This window comes from Pedobacter borealis DSM 19626, assembly GCF_000708285.2.
GTDB classification, from domain to species: domain Bacteria; phylum Bacteroidota; class Bacteroidia; order Sphingobacteriales; family Sphingobacteriaceae; genus Pedobacter; species Pedobacter borealis.
The window spans coordinates 16,924-32,872 of record NZ_JAUG01000056.1; the positions used below are offsets into that span (position 1 = coordinate 16,924).

Genomic DNA, 15,949 nt, shown 5'->3' on the forward strand with positions numbered 1-15,949 from the left:
AGAACACAAAGCTGGGTTCAGATAGTTTTAAATCATCCTTAGCGCCGCTTTGCGAAAAACTTTGCCTTCTTTGCGGTAAAACTATTTCTTAACCGGCAATAACTTTATTTCTTTCGCCTTAAAGCGGTTGTTCACGATTTCGCCAGTAACTTCCGCTTTGCTTACGGCGTTGCAAAAACCATGTTCGCCATGGGCATCGCCAAAATCATCAATACCTTTTCCATCAACAAAATAAGATTTACCATCTATTTTCACTGCTAACTCGCAATCTTTACCTTTCATTTTAAACTGGCATTCGCCGCAAGCAATATCTACTGTTTGTTTGGTGATTACTTTTGCTGTCGCAGTTTTTTGAGGTGCAGTTTGGGCATTTGCTACAAAACCAAAAAAACCAATGCATAATGTTATAATAATTGCCTTCATAATAATTTACTTTCTTAATTCAATATTAACTTTATTTTGCCAACAACCAAGTGATTAAATCCACTGGTTCCGCTATACTCCAGGAATGCGGATGTTTTTGTGTATTATTTCTTAATCCTCTATCTTTAGTCAAAACGAGTTCTACTTTATTATCTTGCGATTTTTGTTTTAATTTATTGATGTAACCCGCACAATCTGTTACGTTCATATCCGACAGATCCATGCTCCTATTGTTTATCCACCATAAAATATCTGGTTCACTATAAATCCTTAAAGCAGTTGATCGATAGTCTGGCAACATATTTAGTGCTGTATAATCGGGATTGTAAACTGACAACTCTTTTAAACTTTGTTCTTGTTGCTTATGTTCGCTATTTAAAGTATCTAATTTAACCACAAAACTTTTTTCCCGCCCTTTTAGTAACGATTTCCTTAATCTAACCATATCTAGCGGGGGATCTATAGCGAAAACCTTACGGATCTTTATACCCTTATTTTTCTCTGAATAAAACTTTAACGCTGTTGTACCACCAATAGAAAAACCACCAAGATAAAGATCAATTGCTGGTTGAAGTTTATTTTTACGATAAAAATCGGCAATCATTTCACCTAACGTATTGATGCTCTTTTTATCAATTGGAAAACTTTCATTGTTGGGCGTAAGATTAACCATTACAACCGCTAAACCATGTTTATTGGCTTCTTGTACAATTGTTGATTGAGCCGTTACTGCTGTTGGACTTTCTAAAAAACCAGGCACCAAAAATAGCACTCCATTAATATTCCCTTCTGATGGGACACTTTGCATGTAAAAACATTCTTTCCCAAAAAGATGATCGTTTTCTACTTTAACCTGTGCACGTACAACAAAACCAGCAAATAAAATTAATATGGAGAGTAAATATTTCATTAAGATACATTTTTTTCAAATGTAAGTTTTCAAGGGCAAAAGAACCACAATTCTTTGTAAAATAAACCTGATGGGAACGGATCCCGATTCTTCCATCGGGATAAAGTGTACAGCAGGACTGATGTCTGCCAAGAGTACTGAACGTACGTTTTCAACATATTTCAAAAAATCGTCTGCTCATTAGAAACACCCCGTCCTGCGGACACCCCTCTGGGAGAGGGGAATAAAAAAGGGATATGCAATTTGCACATCCCTCTTAATCATATCGACTCCAGACTCTCGACTGAAGACTAAGGACTAGTACCTATATGTATCTGCTTTGAACGGACCTTCTACCGGTACGCCGATATAATCAGCCTGGTGTTGATCCAGAACATCTAATTCTACACCGATTTTTTCTAAGTGTAAACGGGCAACTTTTTCATCTAAATGTTTAGGCAAAGTATAAACCTTGTTTTCGTAAGCCCCAGTATTGGTCCAAAGCTCTAATTGAGCTAAAGTTTGGTTGGTAAATGAGTTACTCATTACAAAACTTGGGTGACCAGTTGCACAGCCTAAGTTAACCAAACGACCTTCGGCCAGGATGATTACATCTTTACCATCAATGGTATATTTATCAACCTGAGGTTTAATCTCCACTTTGGTATCGCCATAATTGCCGTTTAACCAAGCCATGTCGATTTCGTTATCGAAGTGACCGATGTTACAAACAATCGCTTTATCTTTTAATGCTCTGAAATGTTGCTCGCGAACGATATCACAGTTACCAGTAGTGGTTACTACGATATCAGCTTCTTTAATTGCAGTAGCTAATTTTTTAACTTCGTAACCTTCCATTGCAGCCTGTAAAGCACAGATCGGATCAATTTCAGTAACAATAACACGTACACCTTGCGAGCTTAACGATTCTGCAGAACCTTTACCCACATCGCCATAACCACAAACAACAGCAACTTTACCAGCCATCATTACATCAGTAGCACGACGGATCGCATCAACCAATGACTCACGACATCCGTATTTGTTATCGAATTTAGATTTAGTAACCGAATCGTTAACGTTAATTGCAGGTAAGTGCAATGTTCCGTTTTTCATTCTTTCGTACAAACGGTGAACACCAGTTGTAGTTTCTTCTGACAAACCTTTAATCGCTGCAATTAGCTCAGGATATTTGTCAAAAACCATATTGGTTAAATCGCCACCATCATCCAAAATCATGTTTAATGGTTGTTGCTCCGGACCGAAGTGTAAAGTTTGCTCAATACACCAATCGAATTCTTCTTCGTTTAAACCTTTCCAGGCATAAACCTGAATACCAGCAGCAGCAATTGCAGCAGCAGCGTGATCCTGAGTTGAGAAAATATTGCAAGATGACCAGGTAACTTCAGCACCCAGTGCAGTTAATGTTTCGATTAATACAGCCGTTTGGATGGTCATGTGCAGACAGCCTGCAATACGTGCACCTTTTAACGGTTGTGTTGGACCGAATTCTTTACGTAAACTCATTAAACCTGGCATTTCTGCTTCGGCTAATCCGATTTCTTTACGGCCCCATTCTGCCAGTGAAATGTCCTTAACTTTGTAAGGGATATAAGAAGTCTCTACTGATGACATAATTATTTGTTTTAAAATGAAATGCAAAGTTACCACATCCCTTTGTGAAAGCCAAATAATTAAAAGTACAAGCAGGTTTACAGATTGTAAAATAGTGTTCAAAAGCCCTCAGTTTTTTATATCTTGCGTACCAAAAATTAAAAATCAAATGAGCGCTCAAGATTTATCAAACCTAATTGCTGGGTTTTCCCTTTTAGCAACAATTATAACGCTTTGGCTAGCCTACAGAATTTACGATAGATTTGGTTTCGCTACCAGCTTTAAAGCTAAAGAACAGCAACTTGTTATTGACTTTGTTGGGCAACTTTTTAGCTTTAAACTGGGAGTTTTATTTGAGAATGGTTCAGCTAGTTCAAATTTCAGCTCGGATGCAGTCGAAATGTTTAAAAGGATGCCGATACTTAATCAGCATGAAAATTGGCAAGTATATCTCAGCAAAGACCTTTATGAAAAGTTCATGTTCCTTGGGCAGCTAATTAACCACCCGTATTTCCCAGACCAAATTCAAAAAAAATGTTTACTTTTTAATCAGCATTATCAAATCGTCGACCCCTCTGAAATGGATGAAAAATCATTTATGTTCTTTAGTGGTGATCTACGTTACGAGAGAGATGTGAACATCTACAACCAAGGCCATAACTCTACACCATTTGATCTTAAAACATTACTTAATGAATTAAAAAACATTTTGATGGCTGTCGAAGCTTACTATAAATTAAACCTATCTAAACATACACCCGCAAGATTAAAATATAGATATTGGAATTAATAACATTTCCAGTTAACTTTAATATAGACTAACTGCAAACTAGATAAAAAGCAAAAAGCCTTCGCATAATGCAAAGGCTATTTTGATGTTATGAAATAAATATAATTATGTGATGGAGAGATTTAATGAAGCAAGTTCTTGACCTAGTTGTTTAATTCCTTTCATTATTTTTTCAACTTGTTTTGGCCCAGGTATTTTATGTCCATTAGCATATTGGGATATCAGTGTTTTGTCCATCCCAATCTTAGAACCTAATGCACTGGCGTTAATAATTTTGTAGTAATCAAAGAATTGTTTTACATCGAGCCGAATTGATATATCATCAATCGACAATTCCTTTAGTCCTCTGATTTCAGCATATGAATTATATGCGTCTACAATGTTTCTGTTTAATTCGGATACATCATTACCAGAAGTGCCGATTGGCAAATCTTCATCTGATGCATATGCAGAAAAACCGGATGCAGTCTTTTCTACAATGAATTCGATCTTTGACATTTTGTGGTATTTAAGAGTTACAGTTTATCGAACTAAGCGTTAATTTATTGACATATCGTTGTCAGCGCTTTACCTTAAGGTGAATAAAGAACCTTTATAAAGCAGAGTTATTTCAACCCTGCTTTTTTTAGTAGTTTCTGTGCTAGACCTGTGCCGACTTCTTTGGAATTGTGGCTAGTGAGGATCATTTCACTGTTTGGTCTATCTGGGTGGTGCCAAACCTCGTGGCTACCTTTCGCTTCTCTTAAGAAGACAAACCCCTCATTCTTCAATTTGCGTTTAAGCTCGCTCCATTTCATTTCTCCTATATTTATTTAAAAACATATCCAAAGGTAAACAATAGTTTACTTAACAAAGAATAAAGTAAACTATTTTATACTTTTATTTTAAAATTATTAGTGGACTGCTCTTTCTGGTTGGTCTAAGTTCATTCACTAAGGTGGCAAACGGTCTTTCTAAGGTCAAGCAACTTATTAATATTTTAAGTGCCAATTATATTTAAGCAAAACCAGCAACTCATAGCTTGATTCCGCCACATCCATCACTATAGTCCCAATTTTCAATTGGGAGCTGTCGTTCCTCTCAGGTTTAGATTACCTAAAACTGTGCTGTGTTTGTAAAGCTGAGAGCAACCTAAAATAAAACTTTGATTTACAGCTAATTATTTCTTAAATTGTTATAACCAAATTAAGTTTTATGAAAAGCGTAAAACACTTGTTAGATACCAAACAGGTACGGATTATCTCGGTATCAGAAAATATTTCTGTTTTAGATGCCTTAAAAGTAATGACAGAAAAGAACATCAGCGCAGTATTGGTCATGGAAAACGATCGGCTACATGGCATTTTTACGGAACGCGATTATGCCCGAAAAATCATCCTTCAGGGTAAATCATCAAAAGATACTTTGATTAAAGAGACAATGACGGCCAGTCCGATCACCATTAACTTAAGTGACAGTATCGATTATTGCATGGAGCTGATGACCGACAAACACATCCGCCATTTACCTGTTGTAGAAAACGACGAAGTAAAAGGAATGGTTTCAATCGGTGATGTGGTAAAGTTTATCATTGCAGATCAAAAACAGACCATTTCGCAATTGGAAAGCTATATTAGTGGTTAATGCTGAGTTGGATTATGTTGGTTGGTGAGACACCAACCAATAGATGAGGCCTACGCTTTTATGGCCACTTTATCTTCTGTTTTGCCTGATTGGTGCATTTCGAGTTTTCCATTGTATTGTGCACCCAGTTCAATTTCAATCGCCTCTGTTTTAATGTCGCCATTAACTTTACCTGTCTTTTTTATTTCGAGGTTTTGGGTTTTTACATTTCCGTTAACCGTTCCATAAATAATGGCCGAACCTGTTTGAATGTCGCCTTTAATCATCCCTTTTTCACCTAAAACAATGCCGCCTTCAACATTTACGTTCCCGATTACAGTTCCATCGATCCTCACTACTGCTTTCCCTTTTAGCTCGCCGGTAATGGTAAATCCGAGGCCAATTAGCGTAGAAATTTCCTGTTGATTTAAGTCTTTAATCTGATTGTTTTTCTTGAACATGTTTCTTATAAGGTTAAAAAGGATCTTGGATTTATAACTTTACCATTTTTATGCACTTCATAATGTAAATGTGGCCCGGTTGACCGCCCGGTTGAGCCCGCTTTGCCAATGTTATTGCCAGCAATCACATCCTCATCTACCCTTACCAAAATTTTAGAAAGGTGACCATAGTAGGTTTCAAAACCATTACCATGTTTAATTACGATGCAATTGCCATAACCACCACGCCTTCCAGCAAAAATCACCTTACCGTTCGCTGTACATTTAACAATGTCGCCATAATTGGCCCTGATATCGAGTCCTTTATGTGTCTCCACATTTTCACCACTAAAAGGATTTTCGCGATGCCCATATCCGGATGTGATTGTACCTAAATGTGGATAACCCATAGGCGTATAGGCCACGTTATAGGCAATTTTACTCAGGTAGTTGTCGTAAAACTCGCCGATCTCTTCAGCCGATAAAATATCATCGCTTTGTTCTCCGCCTTCATTGCCCGTTAAAATCGGCTTTAATCCTCTCGCTTTTAGGTATTTATTGATGGTAAGCAGTTTTTTATCGATTGATTGGTAATGCTTTTTTAGGGAAGAAGTATCGATAACAGATAGTTTGTCTTTACTTTTTAAAAGCGCCAGTTCAAGTTTACTCTTGGCTAATTCTACACTCGAATTACTACGGATCAGGTAAAATATGCTGGATATAAGTATTAAGAATAATCCTAAAACGCTTAAAATATACTTTTTCCAATGTACAATGTATCCTGTTGGAACTTGGATGGGCTTGCTTGAACTTTGATTATTATTTACAAAAATTACGGTTGTTTTGTTCCGTTTTCTGTTCATTTTTACTCAGATTTTTTGTTTGGGACTAAAACAAATATATGATTAACAACCACACAGTCAAAAACAAAGCCCAGATTTAACACTTATAGGAATAAAAATCACAACACATTAACATCGAATTAACCTTCAATTTATTGCTCACGCTCGCTAAAAGACAGGTGTGTAACATTTAAGTGGTTTTGGCTGTAAAGCGATTTAGCAATGGTTAAAAACGAGCGCTAAAACAAAGAAAGATTTCCCATTCCATTACCGATGAAACCTGTGAAACAAGCATGCATGCCATAAGTAAATAAAAACAAATACTTAAATTGCTGATTTTCAGTCGAAAAAACGGCTCTTTGGATGAGTTATTTCCGTCATTTCGAGCGCAGATCAGCGAAGTCGAGAAATCTTTTAAGGCAGTTCTCACAAAGATTTTGCTTCGCAGAGCCTTCGGGTTCTCCTCCGAAGGAGTTCCTTTGGAACACTGCGGTCGAAATGACGAATTATCTTACGGGAATTAACCACATAAAAATCTGTGTAATCCCTACATCTGTGTAATCAACCCGCAGGCAACATCAGTGTAATCAATCCGTAAGGAAAGAGGCAAGAAAATCTATGAAATTACTTCCACCTCCATTCACCGGCAATACTCAAAGGCTCCTTTAGGTTCTGAGATTCTAAGAAAGCCCTTAATTCTTCTTCGCCCTGAACACCAACAGGAATTTTCGGTGTACTGGCTAAAGCGTAAGTTAACATGGCGCTGTAACGTACTGTATTTTTAAGTTCCTGCTCATCAACCAGTTTAAAACTATCGCCATCTGAGTGATAAAATGGACCAGAATTGTTTGGCAATTTACCACCAAAACCACCGCCAGTAGGAATACCTTCTAGCATAAACGGTTGATGATCGCTATGCAAACCAGCGCCAGCATTAAACAGATTTTTGAAACCAGTATCAATTTTTACAATATCAGCTCCCCAGGCCGTAAACAAATCTTTCATTTCTGCTCTTGAAGTAGAAAAACCTTTCGGATCGTTGGTCATGTCGTAATTCAACATAAACTTAACCTGGCTTAATGTTTTGTCTTTCTTAGCCTGATCGATGTATGCTTTAGATCCCAATAAACCTTGCTCCTCGCCCATAAACAATACAAACTCTACGGTACGTTTGGTTTTTAAATTCAGTTTTTTAAAGGTACGTGCCATATCCATAATAGCAAAAGAACCAATTCCATTGTCGATTGCACCGGTTGCTAAGTCCCAGCTATCTAAATGTCCACCCACTACAATTTTATCCTTAGGCCATTCAGTTCCTTTAAAAGTAGCAACTACGTTTCTCGCTTTGATTAAACCAGAGAAATTAGTCATGGCGATATGTGCAATCTGCGGTTGTGATTTAATTTTTTCCTTTAAAGCTGTACCATCTTCTAATCCAATACAAATAGCAGGAATAGAAATTAATTTACCCGTTACCGAAGCTGTTCCGGTTAAAAGCACGCCACCTTTTACCGTATTAATAATAATTACCCCAATTGCGCCATATTTTGTGGCAATGGCCGTCTTTTCTGAGCGGTGTAATGACTTTGTCCCAGCCGGAGAGCCTGGTAATACACCAAGATAAATCAATGCAATTTTACCTTTAAACTTCTCCGGACTGCCTTGATAATCTGCCTCCAATCCATTACCTGCATCTGCTATCTCACCAGTAACGTTTGCACTAACTGGCGAATGTGCTAAAGTAACAGCCTTCATTTTCGTCAGACTGTTTTTATCAGCACCAATTTCCACACTGATTGTTTTTCTTGCCCAGCTTTCTACTTCGAAAGGTTGAAACTTCACTTCACAACCGTAAGATTTTAATAAATCGAAAGCATACTGTTCTGCTTTTGCGCCGTTTGTAGAACCTGTTAAACGATGACCGATAGTTTCGGTTTCATATTTAAGTGTTTGATAAGCTTTTGAATTTTGCTGTACATCAGCATTGATTTTGGCAAAAACATCACCGAATTTATCCTGGGCATTTACAAATAAAGTGGTATAAAGAAGCGCTGCAGCGAAAAGATATTTCATTAGGAATAACAGTTTAGTTGCTGAAAGTACAAATTTTAGCTAGATATTGCCAGCTGTAACGTATATTTTGCTTTAAAACCAGCTACCTACACCATGTTGTCATGCTGAGGCACGAAGCATCTGCAACCTAGATACACCTGGCCGTTGCTGCCGAAGATTCTTCGCTGCGCTCAGAATGACAAAAATCGCAGCTGGCGTAGGTGGTCAAAAATATTTTAAGGCTGTACATGCGCCTTTTTCTTAGGAAACACCAATGAAGCTACAATACTCATCACTAAGATACTCAATATGATGATAAGCGAATGCTCAGTAGTGAAACCCCATTTCTCCAGATAAGTATGTCCCAGCATTTTTATCCCGATAAATGCCAATAATACGGCTAATCCGGTTTTTAAATAGTGGAATTTATGGATAATATTCACCAACAGGAAGAACATGGAACGTAAACCCATGATGGCAAAAATATTAGAGAAAAATACAATGTAGGGATCTTTTGTTACCGCAAAAATAGCAGGGATAGAATCGACAGCGAATAAAAGATCGGTAAACTCAACAATCAGCAGTACCAAAAATAAAGGTGTCACCAGTGTTTTATGGTTAATTTTTACGAAGAATTTTTTGCCCTCGTACTTTGGATGAATAGAAAATATTTTCGAGGCCCATTTAACCACAGGATGATTTTCCGGATCAATCTTATCATCTTCATCTTTGCTAAAGAACATTTTTACCCCGGTAAAAACAAGGAAAGCGCCAAACAAATAGAGTATCCAGGCAAATTTTGCAATTAATGCTGCACCAACAAAAATGAAGATGAAACGCATAATAATGGCACCCAAAATACCCCAGAACAATACACGGTGATAATATTTTTCTTCAACGGCAAAGGCAGAAAAAACGAGTACAATTACAAAGATATTATCTACAGAAAGGGCATATTCAATTACATAACCTGTTAAAAACTCTAAGCCGAGGTTTTGTCTATAAATCGCCAAACTCCCTTCAAAATCATCAGGAACCAGCTTAATATGATGCTGATGGCTAATTACAATTTCTTTGAGATGAGCAAAGTCCTTTATTCCATGAAGCTGGTGCCCTTCGGTTAACAGGATAAAGTAAAAACAGATAGCCAAAGCCACCATAATCAAACTCATTACCCCAGCTTGTTTTAAGCTCACCACATGCTCTTTCCGACTAAACAGACCAAGGTCTAAGGCAAGAATCAGCACAATAAAAAGAAGAAAACCTAAGCTAAAAAGTAATTCGTTACCCATTATTTTTTACGTTCAGTGGTGTAAAGTACAAGTTGTTCTAAACCAGTTCGTGCTTCGCCTGCCTCAAAACTGTGCAAAAGATCAAATGCTTCTTTCTGGTACTCCAGCATTTTCTGATTGGCATAATACACCCCTTCATGGGCATTTACGAAATCAATGATCTGCTGAATTTTAACCGGATCATCCTGGTGGTTTTTCACCAGGTTAATTATTTTTTTACGTTCGGTTTTTTCGGCTTTATTCAGCGCATAAATTAAAGGTAAGGTTACTTTCTTCTCTTTAATATCAATGCCTAAAGGTTTGCCCACATCATCTGTCCCAAAATCGAAGGTATCGTCTTTAATCTGAAAGGCAATTCCTACTTTTTCGCCGAACAAACGCATTTTTTCTATCGTTTCATCATCAGCACCTGCCGAAGCAGCACCCGCAGCACAACAAGAAGCAATTAAAGAAGCGGTTTTCTGTCGGATCACATCAAAATATAAATCTTCCGAAATATCCATCCTCCGCACCTTTTCTACCTGCAACAGTTCACCCTCGCTCATCTGTTTCACCGCTTCCGATACAATTTGTAACAAACGGTGTTCGTTATTGTTTACCGACAGCAACAATCCTTTAGCCAACAGGTAATCGCCAACCAAAACGGCAATCTTGTTTTTCCATAAAGCATTGATAGAGAAAAAACCACGTCGCTCGTAAGCATTGTCTACCACATCATCATGCACCAAGGTAGCCGTATGTAAAAGCTCTACTAAAGCAGCTCCACGATGGGTTGATTCGGTAATGCCACCGCATAGTTTAGCCGCAAAAAATACGAACATCGGCCGCATTTGTTTGCCTTTTTGCTTTACAATATAATGGGTAATCCTATCCAGCAACGGTGCGTCGCTATGCATAGATTCTTTAAAGGTTTTTTCAAACGCTTTAATATCAGCAGCAATAGGTGTTTTTATCTGTTCGATTCCCGGCATTAAGTCGAAAAATTTTGATTGCAAACTTAAGCTAATTTCCCATAAAAAGGTAATGTGCAATCGTATTATTAAGGATTTGAAAAGCAACAGCTTAATCTTTAACATCTTTTGCTCCTGCTATTGCCCGTAGTCCTCGCCCTCATGCTTCGGGCTGTGGGCCATTTAGCGCGATCAGGTTTAACATTATGGGTTAGTGCGGGCAATAACCACTCAAAACCACAACTAATTCCTCAAAAAGATTAGCTTTATTTGATTTCAAATTTTACATTTAAACTAATATTAGCTGAGCCATAGATGAAAAAACGCTACAAAGTACTTATTGGCCTTTCGGCATTAATTGTTGCAGGCTACTTATTGGGGCCAAAACCCAAAAAGCCAGTTTATAACAAAGAACTCACACAGGTTCCCGATCTGGAAGATTTAGACCGTTATGTGGCCAGCATAGAATCGATGCACAAAATAAAACCGGGTAACGAAGCCGAAATCATCTGGGCCGATCCCCTCCACAAGCAAACCGAGTATGCCATTGTTTACCTCCATGGTTTCTCGGCATCAAAAACAGAAGGAAACCCCGTTTACCTAAATTTAGCAAAAGAACTAAATGCCAATTTATATCTGGCTCGTTTGGCCGATCACGGCATTGATACACTTGCACCCATGCAATATTTTACCGCCGACCGTCTTTGGGAAACCAGTAAACAGGCTTATGCCATCGGCAAAAAACTGGGCAAAAAAGTAATTTTAGTAGGCACTTCTACCGGTGGAACTGTCGCTTTAAAACTAGCGGCAACCTATCCTGAAATTAACAGCTTGATTTTATTGTCGCCAAATGTAGCCATTAACGATAAAAATGCATGGCTCCTGAACAACCCCTGGGGCTTACAGATTGCCCGAAAAGTGGTGGGTGGCGATGAACGCAAAGTAGACGATCGTACTGATGAATATAAAAAATACTGGTACACCAATTACCGCCTAGAATCTCTGGTTGAGCTGGAAGAGTTTATTGAGAGCAGTATGGTAAAAACGACTTTCCAAAAAGTAAAACAACCTGTTTTAATGCTCTATTATTACAAAAATGAACTTGAGCAAGATCCTGTAGTGCGTGTAGATGCTATGCTGAAAATGTTCGATGAATTGGGTACACCGAACGCTTTAAAAAGAAAGCAGGCCATACCCAATGCTGGAAACCATGTGATGGGATCGTATATTACTTCGAAGGACTTACCGACTGTAAATGCGGCTATTGAAAGTTTTGTGGAAAGTACTTTGAAAGTACCGGTTCATTGATTTAGTTTTATCAGGAGGATCGTCACCTTGACCTGTAGCGCAGCGGAAAGCTACGCAGTAAATTTATTTCAGAGTCTATTTTGCAGGAAAGATGCTGAAACAAGTTCAGCATGACGGCTAATATGTATATTTATTAAACAAATCTAAATCTCGCTCATTATGAAAAACAAACCATTATTGCAGGAAATCTTATGGATTTTAAGCTGTACGATATTTACAATAATTATAGGTTTTGCCATATTCGGGAAAACAATCTTCAGCGACTCTATCGATCTAAATCTGCACGACACTTATTTCGTTATACAAAGCCGACATTTCTTGATTTCGTTTTTTGTAATCATTTCTTTTTTTGTTTATTTTTTCAAGGAACTTAAACACTCATTTCGCAGAAAAATTCAGCGCTCATTTATTTTCTTTTTAGGTTTTATTTTAATCCTGCTAGCGTCCATAGCAGTACAACTTTTGCCTTTCTTTAATCCATATCACAATATTAACAGCTGGACAGTTTACCCGCCATTATCCATGCAACCAAAAATCAATCAATATGAACAAAACTTCATTATTTTAACGATCGTATCTAAAGCTGTACTTATACTTCAAATTATAGTAGTATCTATGATGCTATCTGTAACCTATAGATGGGGAAGATCAAAAAATAACCAATTAACTTCAGAAGTCTAAAAGCTTAGCGCGCAGAAGACTTCGGAAGTTTTAACTCGGGTGTAAGACTTACGAAGTTATTCTATCGCTTATCCCCTGGCCAAACTTCGTAAGAAATTTAACTCAGGATATTCTTCACAATCATTTCGGCGTGTACCCTAGAATTTTCGATAAAAAGTTTGTGTGTATCCAATCCACCGCAAACTACACCCGCCAGATACAAACCTTTCACATTGGTTTCCATCGTTTCTTCGTTGTAAACCGGACAAAGCGTTTCAGGCAATTCGATGCCAAATTTCCTCAGCATCCCAAAATCCGGTTGATAACCCGTCATCGCAATTACAAAATCGTTCGGTATGGTTTTTATTCCTTCAGGTGTTTTAATATCTACTTCACCTTCTCTTATTTCAAGCAATTCGGAATTGAAAAGTGCTTTAACTTCTCCCTCTTTAATCCTGTTCCGGATATCCGGGCGCACCCAATATTTAACATGAGGACCAAGATCGTTACTACGAACAACCATGGTTACATTTGCACCTTTCCGATACGTTTCTAAAGCAGCATCTACGCCCGAGTTATTGGCACCAACCACCACTACATTCTGAAAGGCATATAAATGCGGATCTTTATAATAATGCGTTACTTTTGGTAAATCCTCTCCAGGAGCATTCATCAATAAAGGAACATCATAAAAACCTGTAGCCACAATTACATTATTGGCAGTATAATCGGTTTTCGAGGTACTGATTTCGAAAATATTCTGATCATTTTTAACAACCTGTTTTACGCTCTCAAAGAGATGGATATTTAAATCAAATTTTTCGGCCACACGACGGTAATACTCAACCGCTTCATTTCGGTTAGGTTTCGGACTGATGGTTACGAAAGGAACCCCTCCAATTTCTAACTTTTGAGAAGTAGAAAAGAAGGTCATAAATACAGGATAATTGAACAAACTGTTCACTAAAGCACCTTTCTCTACAATTACGTAGCTTAAGTTCGCTTTTTGCGCCTCTATTGCACAAGCCATCCCTATTGGGCCAGCACCGATAATTAATACGTCGTAATGATTTTGATTGTCTGACATCCAGGTGTTTTTCTTCCGCTTTAAGAGTGGCTGTCATTTCGACTCGAGCATCGTCCCGACGTTAAATCGGGAGAGAGATCCATTGAAATAGATTTCTCGACTGCGCTGCGCTCCACTCGAAATGACGATCTCTTTTAATGACTAAGTTACTTATACTTTCATCGCTTTGCTTGGGCAGGCGAAATCGGTTCTTTTTAAACCAGTATTTTTAATTGCGCCGTAACCGCCTGCAACATCAATCACATTTTCTACTCCACGCGATTTTAAGATGGAAGCAGCAATCATCGATCGGTAGCCACCTGCACAGTGAATATAATAGGTAGATTTTGGATTAATCTCGCCAGTCCAGTCGTTAATAAAATCTAACGGACGGCTCAGCGTAAATTCCAGATGTTCTGATTCATACTCACCTGGTTTGCGTACATCAAGTGCTGTAATTTCACCGTTAAGACTAGCTGTTTCAAATGCCTCGGCTGAGATTGATTCAATCGTATCGATTTCCTTGCCAGCATCTGTCCATCTTTCGAAACCACCATCCAAATAACCAATGGTACTATCGTATCCTACACGGGTTAAACGGGTAATGGTTTCTTCTTCTTTACCCTGATCGGTAATCAGTAAAATTGGTTGCTGTAAATCGGTAATCAAAGCACCAACCCAAGGTGCAAACTGTCCGTTAAGCCCTATATTGATCGAATTTGGAATAAAACCTTTTGCAAAAACCTGCGGATCGCGGGTATCGAGCATAATCGCCCCTGTTTGGTTTGCAGTGTCATCAAAAGCTTGCGGGGTTAAAGCGTTTAATCCTTTCTCGTAAACCTCATCAATACTTTCCACTCCACCTTTATTAATGGCCGCATTTTTAGCAAAATATTGTGGTGGTGGCAAAATGCCATCGGTTACTTCGGCAATAAACTGCTCTTTTGTTTCGGCTTTTAAAGCGTAATTTACTTGCTTTTGGTGCCCTAAAGTATCGAAAGTTTCTTTACTCATGCTTTTGCCACAGGCAGAACCTGCACCATGCGCCGGGTAAACAATTACATCATCAGCTAAGGGCTTTATTTTTTCATTTAACGAATCGTAAAGCATTCCCGCTAAATCTTCCATGGTTAAATGGCCCTTCTGCGCTAAATCAGGTCGACCAACATCGCCAATAAATAAGGTATCGCCACTAAAAATGCAGTGATCTTTCCCATTTTCATCTCTTAGCAGATAAGTAGTCGATTCTAAAGTATGCCCAGGAGTATGTAAAGCGGTAATGGTTACGTTTCCAATTTTAAACTGCTCGCCATCTTTAGCAATATGCGATTTAAACTCGGTTTTAGCGGTTGGGCCATAGATAATTTCGGCACCAGATTTCTCTGCCAGATCTACATGTCCGGAAACAAAATCGGCATGAAAATGCGTTTCAAAAATATATTTAATGGTGGCCCCTGCTTTTTCGGCTTTCTTTAAGTACGTTCCAACCTCTCTTAGCGGATCAATAATTGCAGCTTCGCCATTACTTTCGATGTAATAAGCGGCTTCTGCCAGGCAACCTGTATATATTTGTTCTATTTTCATGTTATTTACGCATCGTCACCCTGAATTTATTTCAGGGTCTTACTAGAAAGATACTGAAACAAGTTCAGCATGACGGATCTATTACTGCAAAAATAGCGCTAAATACTTATAACCGAAATGATGTCGGTCATAATTGCAGAAGTTTTACTTATTTCGGTACAGACCTTGTAGGTTTTTGAAACCTGCGAGGTTTAGTAGAAGCCTGGAACCGAAAACTGTAAATTGCTAGCTGTAAACTGATTTGGGCGTTACCCTAATCCCGATGAATCCTATCGTGTGGACACATTTCTGAATAATTTGTTTCTTTGTTGGATGCAAACACGAGGTTTTACGAGTTTATCCGATTCAAGGTTAATTAGCAGGGGTAATAAGAATCTGGATATACTTTTCAGGAACAGTGTCCAGAGTATACGCCAGTTAAGCAAAGATGAGGCTGA

At 38.2% G+C, this 15,949-nt stretch carries 15 protein-coding genes; 3 read left to right on the plus strand and 12 right to left on the minus strand.

Features of this window, described 5'->3' with window-relative positions:
- Positions 1-81 precede the first annotated feature (81 nt).
- From AW17_RS24675 to ahcY, 3 genes are all read right to left on the minus strand, one after another.
- Positions 82-423 (minus strand): DUF6370 family protein, encoded by a 342-nt coding sequence (locus tag AW17_RS24675; RefSeq protein WP_029277789.1) that lies wholly within the window; start codon positions 421-423, stop codon positions 82-84.
- 31 nt (positions 424-454) lie between these two features.
- Positions 455-1,333 (minus strand): alpha/beta hydrolase, encoded by an 879-nt coding sequence (locus tag AW17_RS15020; protein ID WP_029277791.1) that lies wholly within the window; start codon positions 1,331-1,333, stop codon positions 455-457.
- Positions 1,334-1,630: 297 nt separating this feature from the next.
- Positions 1,631-2,947, minus strand: coding sequence for an adenosylhomocysteinase (ahcY, locus tag AW17_RS15025; protein WP_029277793.1), 1,317 nt, complete (start codon positions 2,945-2,947; stop codon positions 1,631-1,633).
- Positions 2,948-3,095: 148 nt separating this feature from the next.
- Between ahcY and AW17_RS15030 the strand changes: the two genes are divergently transcribed.
- A complete protein-coding gene (locus AW17_RS15030) occupies positions 3,096-3,716 on the plus strand; it encodes a hypothetical protein (RefSeq protein WP_157280324.1) in 621 nt (206 codons plus the stop codon).
- Between the two features lie 105 nt (positions 3,717-3,821).
- Here AW17_RS15030 and AW17_RS15035 read toward each other — a convergent pair whose 3' ends face one another.
- Positions 3,822-4,214: a hypothetical protein gene (locus AW17_RS15035; RefSeq protein WP_029277798.1), complete on the minus strand. Its 393-nt coding sequence runs from the start codon at positions 4,212-4,214 to the stop codon at positions 3,822-3,824.
- A gap of 107 nt (positions 4,215-4,321) precedes the next feature.
- Positions 4,322-4,513 carry a type II toxin-antitoxin system HicA family toxin gene (locus AW17_RS15040; protein WP_029277800.1) on the minus strand — a complete coding sequence of 64 codons (192 nt, stop codon included), beginning with the start codon at positions 4,511-4,513 and terminating at the stop codon, positions 4,322-4,324.
- Between the two features lie 397 nt (positions 4,514-4,910).
- Here AW17_RS15040 and AW17_RS15045 point away from each other — a divergent pair, with 397 nt between their 5' ends.
- Positions 4,911-5,339 (plus strand): CBS domain-containing protein, encoded by a 429-nt coding sequence (locus tag AW17_RS15045; protein WP_029277803.1) that lies wholly within the window; start codon positions 4,911-4,913, stop codon positions 5,337-5,339.
- A gap of 50 nt (positions 5,340-5,389) precedes the next feature.
- On the opposite strand, the gene AW17_RS15050 is transcribed toward AW17_RS15045, so the two are convergent.
- The 5 genes from AW17_RS15050 to AW17_RS15070 all read right to left on the minus strand — a co-directional run bounded on the left by AW17_RS15050 (position 5,390) and on the right by AW17_RS15070 (position 10,915).
- Positions 5,390-5,779, minus strand: coding sequence for a bactofilin family protein (locus AW17_RS15050; RefSeq protein WP_051691872.1), 390 nt, complete (start codon positions 5,777-5,779; stop codon positions 5,390-5,392).
- Positions 5,780-5,784: 5 nt separating this feature from the next.
- On the minus strand, positions 5,785-6,621 hold the full coding sequence (locus AW17_RS15055) for a M23 family metallopeptidase (RefSeq protein ID WP_029277807.1): 837 nt from the start codon (positions 6,619-6,621) through the stop codon (positions 5,785-5,787).
- A 603-nt stretch (positions 6,622-7,224) separates the two neighbouring features.
- Positions 7,225-8,673, minus strand: coding sequence for a M28 family peptidase (locus AW17_RS15060; protein ID WP_029277808.1), 1,449 nt, complete (start codon positions 8,671-8,673; stop codon positions 7,225-7,227).
- 215 nt (positions 8,674-8,888) lie between these two features.
- Positions 8,889-9,944: a TerC family protein gene (locus AW17_RS15065; RefSeq protein WP_029277809.1), complete on the minus strand. Its 1,056-nt coding sequence runs from the start codon at positions 9,942-9,944 to the stop codon at positions 8,889-8,891.
- Positions 9,944-10,915, minus strand: coding sequence for a polyprenyl synthetase family protein (locus tag AW17_RS15070; protein ID WP_029277810.1), 972 nt, complete (start codon positions 10,913-10,915; stop codon positions 9,944-9,946). The genes AW17_RS15065 and AW17_RS15070 overlap by 1 nt, the downstream gene beginning before the upstream one ends.
- A 294-nt stretch (positions 10,916-11,209) precedes the next feature.
- Here AW17_RS15070 and AW17_RS15075 point away from each other — a divergent pair, with 294 nt between their 5' ends.
- The gene (locus AW17_RS15075) at positions 11,210-12,202 is read left to right on the plus strand and encodes an alpha/beta hydrolase (protein WP_029277813.1); all 993 of its coding nucleotides are present in this window, start codon (positions 11,210-11,212) and stop codon (positions 12,200-12,202) included.
- 778 nt (positions 12,203-12,980) lie between these two features.
- On the opposite strand, the gene AW17_RS15085 is transcribed toward AW17_RS15075, so the two are convergent.
- Together AW17_RS15085 and AW17_RS15090 are read right to left on the minus strand one after the other, a co-directional pair.
- Complete coding sequence (locus AW17_RS15085; RefSeq protein WP_029277817.1) at positions 12,981-13,949, minus strand: YpdA family putative bacillithiol disulfide reductase; 969 nt, start codon at positions 13,947-13,949, stop codon at positions 12,981-12,983.
- Positions 13,950-14,099: 150 nt separating this feature from the next.
- A complete protein-coding gene (locus AW17_RS15090; protein ID WP_029277819.1) occupies positions 14,100-15,512 on the minus strand; it encodes an MBL fold metallo-hydrolase in 1,413 nt (470 codons plus the stop codon).
- Positions 15,513-15,949 lie beyond the last annotated feature (437 nt).